General features: G+C 64.9%; 12 protein-coding genes. 4 read left to right on the top strand and 8 right to left on the bottom strand.

Annotation, left to right across the window (positions count from 1 at the left end):
* Positions 1 to 10: 10 nt before the first annotated feature.
* The 3 genes from JQ604_RS09415 to JQ604_RS09425 are packed head-to-tail and all read left to right on the top strand — an operon-like array spanning position 11 to position 4,724.
* On the top strand, positions 11 to 2,128 hold the full coding sequence (locus tag JQ604_RS09415) for an ABC transporter permease (RefSeq protein WP_212355772.1): 2,118 nt from the start codon (positions 11 to 13) through the stop codon (positions 2,126 to 2,128).
* A complete protein-coding gene (locus tag JQ604_RS09420) occupies positions 2,125 to 3,231 on the top strand; it encodes a hypothetical protein (protein WP_212355774.1) in 1,107 nt (368 codons plus the stop codon). The genes JQ604_RS09415 and JQ604_RS09420 overlap by 4 nt, the downstream gene beginning before the upstream one ends.
* On the top strand, positions 3,228 to 4,724 hold the full coding sequence (locus JQ604_RS09425) for a sugar ABC transporter ATP-binding protein (protein ID WP_212355775.1): 1,497 nt from the start codon (positions 3,228 to 3,230) through the stop codon (positions 4,722 to 4,724). The genes JQ604_RS09420 and JQ604_RS09425 overlap by 4 nt, the downstream gene beginning before the upstream one ends.
* A 41-nt stretch (positions 4,725 to 4,765) precedes the next feature.
* Here JQ604_RS09425 and JQ604_RS09430 read toward each other — a convergent pair whose 3' ends face one another.
* Positions 4,766 to 6,367 (bottom strand): L,D-transpeptidase, encoded by a 1,602-nt coding sequence (locus tag JQ604_RS09430; protein ID WP_212355778.1) that lies wholly within the window; start codon positions 6,365 to 6,367, stop codon positions 4,766 to 4,768.
* Between the two features lie 698 nt (positions 6,368 to 7,065).
* Between JQ604_RS09430 and JQ604_RS09435 the strand changes: the two genes are divergently transcribed.
* Positions 7,066 to 7,308, top strand: a complete 243-nt coding sequence (locus JQ604_RS09435) for a hypothetical protein (protein ID WP_212355780.1) — start codon at positions 7,066 to 7,068, stop codon at positions 7,306 to 7,308.
* A gap of 26 nt (positions 7,309 to 7,334) precedes the next feature.
* Here the strand turns inward: JQ604_RS09435 and JQ604_RS09440 are convergent, their stop codons facing one another.
* The 7 genes from JQ604_RS09440 to JQ604_RS09470 are packed head-to-tail and all read right to left on the bottom strand — an operon-like array spanning position 7,335 to position 15,087.
* Positions 7,335 to 7,907: an adenylate kinase gene (locus JQ604_RS09440; protein ID WP_212355782.1), complete on the bottom strand. Its 573-nt coding sequence runs from the start codon at positions 7,905 to 7,907 to the stop codon at positions 7,335 to 7,337.
* Between the two features lie 13 nt (positions 7,908 to 7,920).
* Positions 7,921 to 8,460 carry an inorganic diphosphatase gene (gene ppa, locus JQ604_RS09445; protein ID WP_212355784.1) on the bottom strand — a complete coding sequence of 180 codons (540 nt, stop codon included), beginning with the start codon at positions 8,458 to 8,460 and terminating at the stop codon, positions 7,921 to 7,923.
* 9 nt (positions 8,461 to 8,469) lie between these two features.
* Positions 8,470 to 10,416, bottom strand: a complete 1,947-nt coding sequence (gene acs / locus JQ604_RS09450; protein WP_212355786.1) for an acetate--CoA ligase — start codon at positions 10,414 to 10,416, stop codon at positions 8,470 to 8,472.
* Positions 10,416 to 11,342: an alpha/beta fold hydrolase gene (locus JQ604_RS09455; RefSeq protein WP_212355788.1), complete on the bottom strand. Its 927-nt coding sequence runs from the start codon at positions 11,340 to 11,342 to the stop codon at positions 10,416 to 10,418. The genes acs and JQ604_RS09455 overlap by 1 nt, the downstream gene beginning before the upstream one ends.
* A 17-nt stretch (positions 11,343 to 11,359) precedes the next feature.
* The gene (locus JQ604_RS09460; RefSeq protein WP_212355791.1) at positions 11,360 to 13,306 is read right to left on the bottom strand and encodes an acyl CoA:acetate/3-ketoacid CoA transferase; all 1,947 of its coding nucleotides are present in this window, start codon (positions 13,304 to 13,306) and stop codon (positions 11,360 to 11,362) included.
* 24 nt (positions 13,307 to 13,330) lie between these two features.
* On the bottom strand, positions 13,331 to 14,428 hold the full coding sequence (phaC, locus tag JQ604_RS09465; protein ID WP_212355793.1) for a class III poly(R)-hydroxyalkanoic acid synthase subunit PhaC: 1,098 nt from the start codon (positions 14,426 to 14,428) through the stop codon (positions 13,331 to 13,333).
* Positions 14,425 to 15,087, bottom strand: a complete 663-nt coding sequence (locus JQ604_RS09470; protein WP_249158147.1) for a poly(R)-hydroxyalkanoic acid synthase subunit PhaE — start codon at positions 15,085 to 15,087, stop codon at positions 14,425 to 14,427. The genes phaC and JQ604_RS09470 overlap by 4 nt, the downstream gene beginning before the upstream one ends.
* Positions 15,088 to 15,107 lie beyond the last annotated feature (20 nt).

The raw sequence follows: 15,107 nt of genomic DNA on the forward strand, positions 1-15,107 counted from the left end.
CGGAAGGCAGATGCGCGAGACTCTGACGCAGCTACGATATCGCTACTGGCCGGATCACCTCCTTGGCGAAATCCTCTCCAAACGCTGGACCGAAACCGCCATTCCGGTGATCCTGCTCCTGATCGTCGGTTTTGCGCTCAGTCGCTCGCTCGAGCACTTCCTGTCTCCGTCGAGCCTTGCCGATACCGCGCGCCAGGCCGGCGAGATCGGCTTCATCGGCCTCGGCATGGGGCTCGTCGTCATCGTCGGCGGCATCGATCTCTCGGTCGGATCGATGTTCGCGCTGACGGATTTCTGTGCGCTCTATCTGCTCGATGTGCTCGGCTGGCCCGTTCCGGCCGTGATCGTCGTGACCATGCTGTTCGGCGCTCTCCTCGGCGCCGTGAACGGCGTGCTGATCGGCTATCTCAGGCTCCGCGCCTTCATCACGACGCTGATCACGCTGATCATCTATCGCTCCGCATTCGATCTGCTGATCCAGCGCTATTCGAACGCCATTGCCTCGGCCTTCCCCGACATCCCGTCGTGGGATTTCATCGGCGGCGGAAGCGTGCTCGGCATCCCCAGCGTCGCGCTGGTCTACATCGCCGTTGCGATCTTCGGCCATATCTTCCTGACGCGGTTGCGGCCCGGCTGGCACATCACCGCGATCGGCGGCTCGCGCCGCTCGGCCTACAATTCCGGCATTCCGGTGCGGCGGACCATCGCGCTCTGCTATGTCGCGAGCGGCGTGCTGACCAGCATCGGCGCGCTGTTCTTTGCGGCGCGGCTCGGCACGGTCGGCGGCGATATCGGCGTCGGCCTCGAGGTGATCGTGCTGACGGCCACCGTGCTCGGCGGCATCACGCTCGGCGGCGGCAAGGGCTCGGTGGTCAAGTCCCTGGTCGGCGTGCTCATCGTTCTCCTCGTCACCAACGGCCTGACCGCCATGAACGCACGCGGCGGGGTCAACCGCATGGCGCTGGCGTCGATCCTGCTGGCGGCGGCGATGGTTGACATCCGCTGGCAGAAGAACCGCACCCGCATCATCAGCAAGGTCTATGTCGCCCCGACCTACCATGCGCTGCCGCCCCCACCGCCAACCGAGATCGGCAAGGGCGGCCCGTTCGAGCAGAACGACAAGCTGCGCGACGTCTCGCTGATCGGTCTCGGCCGGATCGAGGCGCCCGAGGACGTCATCCTCGATCGCAACGACGTGCTCTACGCCGGATCACGGCACGGCGACATCATTCGCTTCTTCCCACCCGACTATGAGCGGATGGAAGTCTTCGCCCATATCGGCGGCCAACCGCTCGGCATGGCGTTCGACCGGCAGGACAATCTCTATGTCTGCATCGGCGGCATGGGCCTCTATCGCATCAAGCCCAACGGAACCGTGGAGAAAGCCACCGACGAGACCAACCGCAGCATCTACTCCGTCAATGACGATAGCCGCCTGCGACTTGCAGATGATCTCGACATCACCGATGACGGGCTGATCTTCTTCTCCGAGGCGACCGTTCGCTACGAGATGGACGAGTGGCCGGTCGATGGACTGGAGGCGCGCGGCAACGGCCGCATCATCTGCTACGACACCAAGACCGGCGCGACACACACGGCGCTGCGCGGCCTCAAATTCCCGAACGGCGTCGCGGTCGCGAGCGACGGACAGTCGATCCTGTTTGCGGAGACGTTCGGCTGCTCGATCAAGCGCTACTGGTTCGCGGGTCCGAAAAAGGGCGCCGTCGAAACCGTCATGGATAACCTGCCCGGCTACCCCGACAACATCAACCTCGCCTCTGACGGCAATTACTGGCTGGCGCTGGTCGGCATGCGCAGCCCGTCGCTCGATCTCGCCTGGAAGATGCCGGGCTTCCGGCGGCGCATGGCCAAGCGGGTGCCGATCGATGAATGGCTGTTCCCCAACATCAACACCGGCTGCGTCGTCAAGTTCAACGAGCAGGGCAAGATCTTGGAGTCCTTCTGGGACCTCAAGGGCCTCAATCATCCGATGATCACCTCGATGCGGGAGCATCGCGGCTATCTCTATCTCGGCGGCATCGCCAACAACCGGATCGGCCGCTTCAAGCTCGAGAATGCCGATCCCAATTTCGTGCAGTACGACAAGCGCTGGGGGAAATCGTCGTGATTGCCGCTGTCCGCGACTTCGCCAATCGCTTCCTCGGCCGCGGCGATGCGACCATCACCGTGCCGTCGTTCGACGGGGCGTTGAAGCCCAATCAGCTGCTCGAGCAGGCCGAGACCCTGCTCGAATGCGAAGCACCCGAGGATCTCGCCACCGATGGCACCTCGCTTCTCATCGCCGATGGTCCGCGGCTGATGCGTTTGGCCGGAACGTCCACAACAACGGTTCGTAGCTTCGAACGGCCGATCTCCGCGCTTGCATGCCTGCCCGGCGGCGGGCTTGCGGTAGCGCTCGGCGGCACGGAGGTTCAGGTCTACAACGACGCAACGTCCGGGAAACCTGCAACGACGTTTACGGGAGAGCTGCACGCCGTCAATGCACTCGCTCCCGCAGCCGACGGCATGCTGGTCGCCACCGATGGATCGTCGCTGCGCGATGTCGGTGACTGGGCGCGCGATCTGATGGAACTCGGCGACACCGGCCGGGTGTTTCGGCTCGACCCCACGACACGCACGATCAGGCAACTCACCGGCGGATTGGGTTACGCCTTCGGCGCCGTGACGAGTAACGGCGCAGTGCTCGTCAGCGAGAGCTGGCGGCACCGCCTGGTCTCGATCGCGCCGGACGGCACGCGCAAGGTCGTGCTCCGCCACCTGCCGATCTATCCGTCGAGGCTGTCGCCGGCGAACGGCGGCGGCTTCTGGCTCACGGCATTCGCCGCGCGCACCCAGCTCGTCGAGTTCGTGCTCCGCGAACCCGGCTACCGCCGCCGCATGATCGCCGAGATCGACCCGGAGTTCTGGATCGCGCCGCGGCTGCGCTCCGGACATTCCTTCAAGGAGCCGCTGCAGGGCGCGCACATCAAGACCATGGGCGTGATGAAGCCCTGGGCGCCGCCGCGGTCGTACGGTCTTGTGATCCGGCTCGGCGCCGACGGCCTGCCGCGCTACTCGCTGCACAGCCGCGCCGATGGCGTCAACCACGGCATCGTGGCTGCGGTCGAGGTCGGCAATGATCTCGTCATGATCGCAAAGGGACCCGGGCGCGTCATCAGGCTGCCGCTCGCAGCTCTTGAGAAAGCTTTTGGCGAGGAGGCCCGCGCATGAACGACCTCGTCCTGTCGCTGTCGAAGGCGACAAAACTCTACGCCGGCGTGCCCGCCATCGACGGCGTCGATTTCGACCTTCGGCGCGGTGAGATCCACGCGCTAGTCGGCGAAAACGGCGCAGGCAAATCGACCCTGACGAAGGTGATGGCCGGGGTCGTGACCCTGACGGCGGGCGGCATGACCGTCGACGGCGTCGCGGTCGCGCCCAGGACGCCGCTCGAGGCGCGCAACCTCGGCATCGCGATGGTGTTCCAGGAGAACAGCCTGGTGCCGACCATGACGGTGGCGCAGAACCTGTTTCTGGGTCAGGAGAAATTCTACAACCGCCTGCGCGGCATCTACATTGCGGCCCAGCAGTTCCTGCAATCGCTCAATTTCGACGTGACGCCCACGGCAACCGTCGGCGGACTGGGCGCAGCCAAGAAGCAGATGGTCGAGATCGCGCGTGCGGTCCTGCACAAGGCGAAGGTGATCATCTTCGACGAGCCGACGGCAACGCTGACGCCGGAGGAGAAGAAATACTTCTTCGATCTGGTCAGGGACCTGAAGAAGCGTGGCGTCTCCATCATCTTCATTTCGCACGCGCTCGAAGAGGCGCTGTTGCTCGCCGACCGCATCACCGTGCTGCGCGACGGCAAGCATGTCGTGACCGACGATGCCTCGAAATTCGATCGCGCGCGCATCGTCCAGGCGATGGTCGGCCGGGATCTTTCCAATACGCTTTACGGCGCGCGCAAGACCAGGGTCCGGCCGTCAGGCCGGCGGGTGCTGACGGTGCAGAATCTGAAGATGGCGCCGATGGTGAAGAACAATTCGCTGTCGGTGTTTGCCGGCCAGATCACCGGCGTGTTCGGCCTGGTCGGCGCCGGCCGCACCGAGACGTTCAAGATCGTCGCCGGCGTGATGAAGCGCGATTTCTTCCACGGCGGAGAGATCATTCTCGATGACAAGCCGGTCCGCTATCGCGTCCCCGCGCCGGCGGTGAAGGCGGGCATTGCGTATGTGACCGAGGACCGCAAGGTCGAGGGCTTCTTCGAAACGGCGTCGATCGCGCGAAACATCTATCTCGGCCTGCTCGCCAAGTTTCCCGCGGGACGCGCGTGGCTGTCACGGCGCGAGAGCGCTGCGACCGGCAAGAGGTGGGTCGAACGCCTCAAGGTCCGCGCCATCGGCGACGAGGCCAAGGTCGTGGAGCTGTCCGGCGGCAACCAGCAAAAGGTCGTGATCGCCAAATCGCTGATCCAGGATCCGGAGCTGATCATCTTCGACGAACCGACCCGCGGCGTCGATGTCGGCGCCATCGTCGAGATTCACGAGCTGATCAACACGCTCGCCGACGAGGGCAAGGCGGTGGTCGTGATTTCCTCGTATCTTCCCGAGATCATGGCCCTGTCGGACCGGATCCTGGTCTGCCGTCAGGGCAAGGTCGTCGAGGAATTCTCCGCGCTCGACGCGACGGAGGAAGCCATCATGTATGCGGCGATTCATTGAGCGCTGCGCCCGGGCGGCAGCGCCGTCGGCGAAGTGCCGCCTTACCAAGCGCCCCACTGCTGCGGCTGCTGCTGCACCTGGGGCGGATAGGGCTGACGGCCGCGCCGGGGCATCAGCTGGGGTTGCGGCTGCGGCGGAGTGAAGGGCCCCCAGCCGGGCTGCTGGTAGTAGCCGCCGGACTGCCGGTAGCCCCCAGGCTGCTGGAAGAATGAGCCGAAGCCGTCATCGCCGAATTCATCGCGGTTCGCGACGACCGTCGGCTGGCGTGTGATGAACCCGCCCTGCGGCTGGTCGCTCAGCACCGCAACGAACTCGGTACGGTAGTTGGTCTCCTTGCTCAGCGGCTCGTCGGAGATGATGATCGAGGAGCGCGGCAACGCGGTCGGGCCGATGCGATCGAGCACGTCCTGCGGAATGGTGACGCGGTCGAGCGCGTCCCTGGCGTCGTCGCCATTGTCGATCGTGACCACGCTCCAGCGCAGGCCCGTATCGTTCTTCGCCATCGCGGTGAAGATGTGGGTGCCAAGCGGCTGGTCGGGATTTTTGATCGTGACGGGAACCTCGATGCTGGTGTCGAACACCTCGCCGCCGCCATCCGGCGCCGGCTTGTGGGTGTTCCGCCGCACATAGAGCTTCTGCGTCGCGCGGCTGATGTAGACCGAGGCCGGCTCGAGTGCGAGCTTTGCGTCGGTCGCCGCCCGGACCGCAGCGGCCTTCCTGGCGTCGGCGGCTTTGAAGGCCTCCTTTGCGGCCACCGGATCGGGCTTCGGCTTCGCCTTGGCGGTGTCGAGCTGCGCGGCGGCGTCCGCGGCCTTGACGACGGATTTCTGTTTCAAATCCTCGGCCTTGGCCCTGGCGTCATCGGTCTTGGCGCCGGCGATCACCTTGTCGGCATAGGCGACCTCGGCATCGGCACCCTTCTTGGCCTGTTCGAGCTTCTTGAGCGACGCCGTGTAGGATGCAGCCTCTTTCGTCGCCGATGCCGCGGCCTTCTTCGCCTCGGCGGCAGCTGCGGTGGCCTCCTCGGCCTCGCGGCTGGTCGTCGAAATCCGCGCCGGTGCCGCCGCGATGGCGTCCTTGTTCGGCTGGAACAGCGCGGGGTGGGCGATGTCGATCGGAGCCGCGTCGTTCGGCGAGATGATCACGCGCATGCCGATGTTGGTCTTGTCGAACAGCTTCTCGGCAAAGTCATAGGGCATTCGCACGCAGCCATGCGAGGCGGCATAGCCCGGCAGCGGCCCGCCATGCAGGGCGATGCCGTTCCAGGTGATGCGCTGCATGTTGGGCATCCAGGCATCGTCATACATGGTCGAGTGATGGTCCTTGTCCTTCTCGACCAGGGCGAAGACGCCGGCCGGCGTCTCGCGCCCCTTGGTGCCGGTCGAGACCGGCGCGCGGAAGATCCAGCCGTCGGCGTCGTAGAAGGTGACCTGCTGGGACTTGATCGACACGATCGCCATGATCGGCTCGCCGGCCTGGCGCGGCGCCGTCGCCTCGACGGCCGCCGCGGGACGTCCCTGCCGCGCCGCGGCCGCACCGGTCAGCGCCGTGAATGCGGCCAGCACCGCGAGCGCCGCCACGGCAGGAGCCCTCAGGCGCCGCATCGCCACCATGGGTTGCGCCGCCGTCAATCGAATTGCCATGTCCTGCCCCGAAAGTCCTGTCCGCACTGTTGCGTCAATCTCGTATCAGATTGTGATCTCTAGATTAACAAACTGCCGCCCCCGTCGGTTTCCAGGGTGCGCCTGAGACAATCGGCGCAGATCGGAGGCAACCTCTCATATACGACACCCCACGCAGGCGGAAGGGTGGCGCCCAGCCGAATTGCCGCAGGCCCACCAGGATGAACGGGAATGGCTCGAAGGATGAACAGAGCGAGGGCTATTCCCCCTCCGTGACGTCACAGTATGGCCACGATGCCGGTTAAACGACACGCCCATGGTCCCTCGCCGCCTGTTGATTCCCGCTGTTCTGGTCCTGCTCACGCTGGCCGTCCTCGTCCACGAATCGGGGACGGGGGCGCACGCCCAGGCGGAGAAGCATTGCGGCTTCTGGACCTCCATCGAGGCAGGGCTGTCCTGCCGGTAATTGCGGCCGGCCGGTTGCGGCTGTCGGAACCGATCAGCCGTGCCGGCGTTGTCGCGGCGAAATTCAGTGGTGCCGGAGTTTGCGCGAAACGCGCGGCCGGCTTGGAAAGCCCCGCGGCGCGCTCGCGGGGTTTTTCGTATTAGGAGGCCGCGGACGCACCGGCCCTGCGGAACGCATCCAAAATTGCTCCGTTGTCATTTGTGCCGATCTCGTGTGGTACGCAAATCATTGCGAACCAAAATGAGAGACACGAATGTTTGACGCGGAAGGCGACCGCAGCCGCGCTGCAGCGCGGCTCGAGGCCATGGCACCCTCGCCCGGAGACGGCGATGCGCTGCGGTACGAAGAACTGGTCGCGATGATCCTGGCCGAGGCAAGGCAACGCGGGCTCGGTGAGAACGACGAACTGTTATCCACCGCGCTCGACGCGATTGCCCGTCGCTACTTCGGCCTGTTCCTGCGATCGTGCAATCACGACCATGCTTCGAAATCGTGACACGCGACGCACCTTGCGGAACCTGACTACTCGATCGCCTCGACCAGTGCCGCGGTGACGCGGTCGACCGGCTGCGAGGCATCGACGGTCCTGAGCAGCCCCTTGGCGGCGTAGTAGTCGGTCAGCGGCTTGGTCTGGTTGGCGTAGGCGGTCAGGCGCACGCTGAGCGCTTCCTCATTGTCGTCGGCCCGCACCGCCTCGCCGCTCTCGCGGGCCTGCATCGCACGGCCCAGGATGCGATCGAGCAGATGCTGCTCGTCGACCTTGAGCTCGAGCACGCCGTCGATCTCATGCCCATTGAGTACGTGGTCGAGCCGTTCGGCCTGCGCCACCGTGCGCGGAAATCCGTCCAGGATGAACCCGCGCGCCGCATCCGACTGCGCGATGCGTTCGGCGATCAGCTCGACCACGAGCTCATCCGGCACCAGCTCGCCGCGCTGCATGATGTCGGCTGCGTGCCGCCCGATTTCGGTTCCTTCCGCCACCGCCGCCCGCAGCATGTCGCCGGTCGACAGTTGCGGAATCGCGAGGATCTGCGACAGCTTGTAGGCCTGCGTTCCCTTGCCGGCCCCCGGTGGCCCCAACAGCACGAGTCTCATCTCTGGTTCTCCGTCAAACAGATTTTCGCGCGGCAGCGCGTGCAATGGCAGCCTCGATCAATGCGCGTGCCTCGTCGGCGTGGCCCCAGCCGGCAAGCTTCGACCATTTGCCGGGCTCGAGATCCTTGTAGTGCAGGAAGAAATGCTCGATCTGCTTCCAGGTGATCTCGGGGAGATCGGTATAGGTCTGCACATGCCGGTAGCGTTGGGTCAGCCGTGACGACGGCACCGCGATGATCTTCTCGTCGCCGCCGCCGTCGTCTTCCATCTTCAGCACGCCGATCGGCCGCGCGTTCATCACGGCGCCCGGAATGATCGGACGCGTGTTGGCGATCAGCACGTCGATCGGGTCGCCGTCGTCGGACAGCGTGTGCGGCACGAAGCCGTAATTGCCGGGATGGCGCATCGGCGTGTAGAGGAAACGGTCGACGAACAGCGTGCCGGACGCCTTGTCCATCTCGTATTTGATCGGCTCGCCGCCGAGCGGCACCTCGATGACGACATTGACGTCCTCAGGCGGATTGTGACCGATCGCGATCGCGTCGATGTTCATGATTGCCGCCTATCGCTTGTTCTGCCGGTTCTGCACGAGATCATCGACCACGGCGGGATCGGCCAAGGTCGAGGTGTCGCCGAGGCTGGACGGTTCGTCCTCGGCGATCTTGCGCAGGATGCGGCGCATGATCTTGCCGGAGCGGGTCTTCGGCAGGCCGGGCGCGAACTGGATCAAATCGGGCGAGGCGATCGGGCCGATGTCCTTGCGCACCCAGGCGACCAGCTCCTTGCGCAGCGCCTCGGTCGGCTCGGTGCCCTTCATCAGGGTCACATAGGCGTAGATGCCCTGGCCCTTGATGTCGTGGGGATAGCCGACCACGGCGGCCTCCGAGACCGCCTCATGTGCGACGAGCGAACTCTCGACCTCCGCCGTGCCCATGCGGTGGCCGCTGACGTTGATGACGTCGTCGACCCGGCCGGTGATCCAGTAATAGCCGTCGGCATCGCGCCGGCAGCCGTCGCCGGTGAAGTATTTGTTCTTGTAGGTCGAGAAATAGGTCTGCTCGAACCGGGCATGGTCGCCATAGACCGTGCGCATCTGGCCCGGCCAGGATTTGGTCAGGCAGAGGTTGCCAGTGGTCTCTCCCTCCAGCGTCTTGCCGTCGGCGTCGACGATCTCCGGCACCACGCCGAAGAACGGCCGCGTCGCCGAGCCCGGCTTCAGTTTTGTGGCGCCCGGCAGCGGGGTGATCAGAATGCCGCCGGTCTCGGTCTGCCACCAGGTGTCGACGATCGGGCAACGGTCGTCACCGACCACGCGGTGGTACCACTCCCAGGCCTCCGGATTGATCGGCTCGCCGACGCTTCCGAGCAGGCGCAGGCTCGCGCGCGAGGTCTTCTTCACCGGCTCGTCGCCGCCCTGCATCAGCGCGCGGATCGCGGTCGGCGCGGTGTAGAAGATATTGACCTTGTGCTTGTCGATCACCTGCCAGAACCGGGAATTGTCCGGGTAGTTCGGCACGCCCTCGAACATCAGCGTGGTCGCGCCATTGGCCAGCGGTCCATAGAGGATGTAGCTGTGGCCGGTGACCCAGCCGACGTCGGCGGTGCACCAGTAGATGTCGCCGTCGTGATAGTCGAACACGTATTGGTGCGTCATCGAGGCGAACACGAGATAGCCGCCGGTGGTGTGAACGACACCCTTCGGGGCACCGGTGGAGCCCGAGGTGTAGAGGATGAACAGCGGATCCTCGGCATTCATCGGCTCGCAGGCGCAATCGGCGGTGACCGATTTGACGGCTTCGTCGAGGTAGACGTCGCGTCCCGCCTTCATGGCGACATTGCCGCCGGTATGGCGAACCACGATCATGCTCGCAACGCCATCGACCTTGTCGGCCGCGGCATCCGCATTGGCCTTGAGCGGCACCTTCTTGCCGCCGCGCAAGCCTTCGTCAGCCGTCACGACGACGGCCGATGCGGCCCCCTCGATGCGGCCGGCAAGCGAATCCGGCGAGAAGCCGCCGAACACCACGGAGTGGATCGCACCGATCCTGGCGCACGCCAGCATCGCGTAGGCGGCTTCCGGAATCATCGGCAGGTAGATTGTGACCCGATCGCCCTTCTTGACACCGCGCGCCTTCAGAACATTGGCGAATCTGCAGACTTCGGCGTGCAGCTGGCGATAGGTGATGTGCTTCGATTGCGAGGGATCATCGCCCTCCCAGATGATCGCGGTCTGGTCGCCGCGCTTCTCCAGGTGACGGTCGACGCAGTTCCAGGCAACATTGAGGACACCATCCTCGAACCACTTGATCGAGATGTTGCCCGGCGCGAACGAGCAGTTTTCCACCTTGGTGAAGGGCTTGATCCAGTCGACCCGCCTGGCCTGCTCGCCCCAGAAGCCGTTCGGGTCGGACACCGAGCGCGCATACATCTCGCGGTATTTGGCGTCATCGACATAGGCGCGTTTGGCCCATTCGGCCGACACGTCGTAGATCTTCGCAGGCGTTTCCATCAGCCTTCTCCCAAACCGGAAATCGTGTCCTTGAGCAGAAACTGCGCGACGACGTCGATCTGTTCCGACGCCATCAAGGGCGGCACGTGGCCGCAATCGTCGAACTGGAAGACGTTGGCCTGCGGATTGCGCTTGCGCATCTCGGCGGCGAGTTCGAACGACAGCAGATCGGATTGTTTTCCGCGCAACACCAATGTCGGGACCTTGATGGCCTCCCAATAGGCCCAGAGGTTCAGCGACTGAAACCACGGCAGCCGGAATCCCTTCGCGATCGCCGGATCGCACAACAGCGCAAAGCCCTGCTTGTCCTCGTCCCAGCGCACGCTGTGCTCGGCGAGATGGCGCCAATGCTCATCCGCCAGCCTGCCGTAGGGCGCCAGGACGTGGCGGAAATAGGCCTCGGCTTCCTCGATCGTCCTGAACAGCGACGGCATGTTGCCGATGTACTGGCCGATCCGCTGCAGCCCGTTCGACGACACGAACGGGCCGATGTCGTTGATCACGAGCTTGCGCACGATGCTCTTGGGGAAACCGGCCATGATCATGCCGATGAGGCCGCCGAGCGAGGTACCGACCCAGTCGACCTCGGTGACGTCGAGTCGCGCGATCACCGCGTTCATGTCGGCGCAATATTGCGGCAGCGCATAGTGATCGGGATTGTTGATCCAGCCACTGCGTCCGCGCCCCGGCAAATCGGGACAGATCACGCGGCGGCCGGCGGCCACCAGCCGCTCCGCGAGATGATCGAAGTCACGGCCCTGCCGGGTCAACCCGTGCACGCAGATGATCGGCCGCTCGTCGTCCAGCGGCCCCCAATCGGCATAGGCCAGCCGATGGAAGCCGGCCGGCGACAAGCCATGCACGACATCCTCACGATCCGGATGCCGCGTCGACGCTGATGTCGCGTGCCCTGTCACTTCAAACATCTCATTCCCTGGTGAATTCAGACGTCATCCTTGCGCTGACTGCGCGCGAAGGCTTGGGCTTCGGCGCGGGTCTCGAAAATGTGCGGGGCGACGTGGCGCTCGGTGAGCCCCTCGCCGAGCTTCAGGCGCATGAAGGCGCTGGTGGTGTAACGCGAGGCCGAGCTGTAATAGCGCTGCTCGAGATAGGCGATCATCGAGAAATATGTGTCGCTGACGGTGGGCTCGAGATGGAAACCGTCATAGTTGGCGACCAGCGCCACGGGCTTGCCGACGGCGCGGCAGGCGCGCTCGACCTCGCGGCGGACCAGGTCGACGTCCTCGACGGTGCGGACGTCAAAGCCCTCGAAGTTGACGAACAGCGTGTTGCGCTCGGCGTCATAGCTGATGCGATCGGCCAGTCCCCGGCCGAGCAGCATGTGCGCAAGCCCCATCGGCCCTTCGCGGAAGATGCGCGGGTCCATCGGGCGGACATTACGGATCAGCGGCTTGAAGTCCATGTGGGCCAGGATATCGCGATCGATATCGATGCCGGGCGCGACCTCGACCAGTTCGACGCCAACCGGCGTCCGCTGCAGCACGCAGCGCTCGGTGACATAGAACACCGGCTGGCCGGTCTCGGCGGCATGCTCGCCGCTGAAGGTGATCTGCTCGACCGCGGCGATGAACTTCTTCGCGGAGCCCTCGCGCAGGATATGCAGCGCGCCGTCCTCGACGGCGACCTTCAGGCCGCCGCTGGTGAAGGTGCCCGCGAAAACCAGCTTCTTCGAGCTCTGCGAGATGTTGATGAAACCGCCTGCGCCGGCCAGACGCTTGCCGAAGCGGCTGACATTGACGTTGCCCGCACTGTCCACTTGCGCCATGCCGAGGCAGGCGAGATCGAGCCCGCCGCCGTCGTAGAAATCGAACTGCTGGTTCTGGTGGATCACCGCGTCCGGATTGAGCGCGGTACCGAAATTGAGCCCGCCCTGCGGCATGCCGCCGATGATGCCGGGCTCGGCGGTCAGCGTGAGGAACTGCAGCATATGCTCTTCGGTCGCAACCGCGGCGACACCCTCGGGCATGCCGATGCCGAGATTGACCACGCCGCCCGGCGGCAGCTCGAACGCACAGCGCCGCGCGATGATCTTGCGCTCGTCGAGCTCGAGCGGCTTGACGCGGTCCATCGGCACGCGCTGCCGGCCCGAGAAAGCGTGGCTGTAGGTCGCCCCATAAGTCTGCACGTGATTGGTCGGGTCCGCGACGACGACGCAGTCGACCAGGATGCCGGGAATCTGCACCTCGCGCGGATTGAGCGAGTTGCTGGCCGCGATGCGTTCGACCTGGACGATGACGAAGCCGCGCGAATTCTTCGCGGCCATCGCCATCGCGAGATTGTCGAGCGTCAGCGCCTCGCGCTCCATGGTGATGTTGCCCGCCGGATCGGCCGTGGTACCGCGCAGCAGCGCCACGTTGATCGGAAAGGATTTGTAGCGCAGCCACTCCTCGTCATTGATCCGCATCAATTCGACGAGATCTTCGGTGGTGCTCTCGTTCAGCTTGCCGCCCTGCAGGCGCGGATCGACGAAGGTCTTCAGGCCGACCTTGGAGATCACGCCGGGGCCGCGCGAGGCGATGTTGCGATAGAGGTGGGAGATGCAGCCGAGCGGCAGGTTATAGGCCTCGATCCGGTTGGCCAGCGCGAGCTCGCCGAGCTTGGGCACCAGCGCCCAGTGGCCGCCGACCACGCGCTTGAGGAGGCCGTCATGGGCGAGCCGGTTGAGGCCACGGTCGGCGGCATCGCCGGGCGCGGCGGCGAACATCAGCGTCAGGTCGGAGGGATGGCGGGTCTCGCGAAAGCGCTTTTCCAGTGCGATCAGGAGTTCGTCGGGCGTGCCGATGCCGACGAAGCCGGAGGTGCAGACCGTGTCGCGATCCCTGATGATGGCGACCGCCTCATCCGCAGTAACGATCTTGTCTTTCGTCATCGCACTGGTCCCTGGGTCATCGCACTAGTCCCTGGCTGCGAGCCACGCCGATATGCCCTTGCTGAGCGAGCCCTGCGACTTGCTCGACACGAACAGGCCGACATGGCCGCCGGGCAACTCGATCTCCGAATAGTCCGTGGTGCCGACATGGACGCCGAGCGCGCGCGAGCAGGTCGGCGGGATGATATGGTCGTTGAGCGCGAACACGTTGAGCACCGGCGCGGTGAGCTTCGACAGATCGACGCGCCGTCCATTCAGCTCGAACTCGCCCTTCACCAGCTTGTTGTCCTGGTAGAGGTCCTTCAGCCACTGCTTGGCCGCCTCGCCCGGATGCGCCGGCCGGTCGGCGAGCCATTTCTCCATCCGCAAGAAATTCATCAGCTTGGCTTCGTCGTCGACGACATCGATCAGATCGACGTTGTATTTGGTCAGCGAGCGCATCGGCGTCATCAGGGAAAACACCGAGCTCATGAACTCGCCGGGCAGCCCGCCATGGGTATCGACCAGCTTGTCGATGTCTGATCTCTCGAGGCTGCGGGTCCAGAGGTTGAGGAAGCCGTGATGGGTGTCGGGATCGTCGCGGTCGGCGTGGAAATCGATCGGCGTGATGGTCAGCACCAGGCCTTTGACCTTGTCCGGATGCAGCGCGGCGTAGCAGGTCGTGAACACGCCGCCCTCGCAGATGCCGAGCAGCATGATCTTGTCATGGCCGGTCTCGCGGCAGACCCGCTCCACCGCGGCGTGGATGTAGTCGTCGACATAGTCGTCGATGGTCAGCCAGCGTTCGGTGCGGTTGGGTTGGCCCCAGTCGACCAGCCAGAGATCGAGCCCTTGGCCCAGCAGGCTGCGGACCAGCGAGCGGTCCTCCTGCAGATCGGCCATGGTGTATCGACCGATCAATCCGTAGGCGAGCAGCACCGGCGTCTTGACCTTCTGCTCGACGAGCGGCGTGTAGCGGAACAGTTCGACCTTGTCGCGGCGCATCACCAGCGTCTTCGGCGTCGCGCCGACATCGACGTCATCGTCCTTGATTTCAGACAACAGCTTGCCGGCCTTCAACATCTTGTCGGTCATCTCGGCAAACGGACTGGTCGCGCTCCAGCTCTGCTTCTCGCTGCTCATGTGGTCCCCCGCGATCCCGCCTCGACCCGACGCTCGAGCGCCCGCACCTCGCGCCGGAGCTCGGTGAGCTGGCGTGTCACCTCGTCGAAGTCGCGCTGGGTCGGCATGCCCAACATGGCGGCGATGGCGTCCGAGATCTCGGACTGCCGCGCGCGAAACTCGGTCGCCGCCTGCAGCAATTGCTTCTGCACGACCAGGAATTCCTCGGTGCGCTGATTGGCGATCAGCTCTTCGTTGGCGAGCTCATTCCAGGCGCCGAGCTGCGCGCGCCAGCCGCCGCTCCTGACCTTTTCGTCGGGCGGCCGCGCCCCGAATTGCTCGGCGGCACGCATCCAGGGCTTGGCGGCCACCATTTGATAGGCTGCGAGCTTGCCTTGCAGCTCGTTCCAGGCCGCCGTCAGATTGGCGAGCTTGCGGTCGAAATCCATGACGTCGGCCAGCCGTGGCCCCTTGGCCATGCGCTCGATGGCTTCGGCGAGATCGTTGCCGGCGGTCATGCCGAAGCCGCTCTCGGCGGCGCGCTTCATGATGAAGGGCAGCATCGAGCTCGACCAGGTCTCGCCGGCATTCACCGAGACGTCGGCCATCCGTCGCCACTGCTCGCTCCACTGTGCGATCGTATCGCTCAGCGCGTCGGTATGGCTCTTGGCATTTTCCATCATCGATTCCGTTCGGTCTT

Origin of the sequence: Bradyrhizobium jicamae (genome assembly GCF_018130695.1) — a bacterium.
Classification (GTDB): Bacteria; Pseudomonadota; Alphaproteobacteria; order Rhizobiales; family Xanthobacteraceae; genus Bradyrhizobium; species Bradyrhizobium jicamae_B.

What these genes read in the sequence shown, in the direction of transcription:
- JQ604_RS09435 (WP_212355780.1), top strand. Translation starts at nt 7,066, where the DNA reads ATGTTTGACGCGGAAGGCGACCGCAGCCGCGCTGCAGCGCGGCTCGAG.
- JQ604_RS09415 (WP_212355772.1), top strand. Translation starts at nt 11, where the DNA reads ATGCGCGAGACTCTGACGCAGCTACGATATCGCTACTGGCCGGATCAC.
- JQ604_RS09425 (WP_212355775.1), top strand. Translation starts at nt 3,228, where the DNA reads ATGAACGACCTCGTCCTGTCGCTGTCGAAGGCGACAAAACTCTACGCC.
- JQ604_RS09440 (WP_212355782.1), bottom strand. Translation starts at nt 7,907, where the DNA reads ATGAGACTCGTGCTGTTGGGGCCACCGGGGGCCGGCAAGGGAACGCAG.
- JQ604_RS09455 (WP_212355788.1), bottom strand. Translation starts at nt 11,342, where the DNA reads ATGTTTGAAGTGACAGGGCACGCGACATCAGCGTCGACGCGGCATCCG.
- phaC (WP_212355793.1), bottom strand. Translation starts at nt 14,428, where the DNA reads ATGAGCAGCGAGAAGCAGAGCTGGAGCGCGACCAGTCCGTTTGCCGAG.
- acs (WP_212355786.1), bottom strand. Translation starts at nt 10,416, where the DNA reads ATGGAAACGCCTGCGAAGATCTACGACGTGTCGGCCGAATGGGCCAAA.
- JQ604_RS09460 (WP_212355791.1), bottom strand. Translation starts at nt 13,306, where the DNA reads ATGACGAAAGACAAGATCGTTACTGCGGATGAGGCGGTCGCCATCATC.
- JQ604_RS09430 (WP_212355778.1), bottom strand. Translation starts at nt 6,367, where the DNA reads ATGGCAATTCGATTGACGGCGGCGCAACCCATGGTGGCGATGCGGCGC.
- JQ604_RS09470 (WP_249158147.1), bottom strand. Translation starts at nt 15,087, where the DNA reads ATGGAAAATGCCAAGAGCCATACCGACGCGCTGAGCGATACGATCGCA.
- ppa (WP_212355784.1), bottom strand. Translation starts at nt 8,460, where the DNA reads ATGAACATCGACGCGATCGCGATCGGTCACAATCCGCCTGAGGACGTC.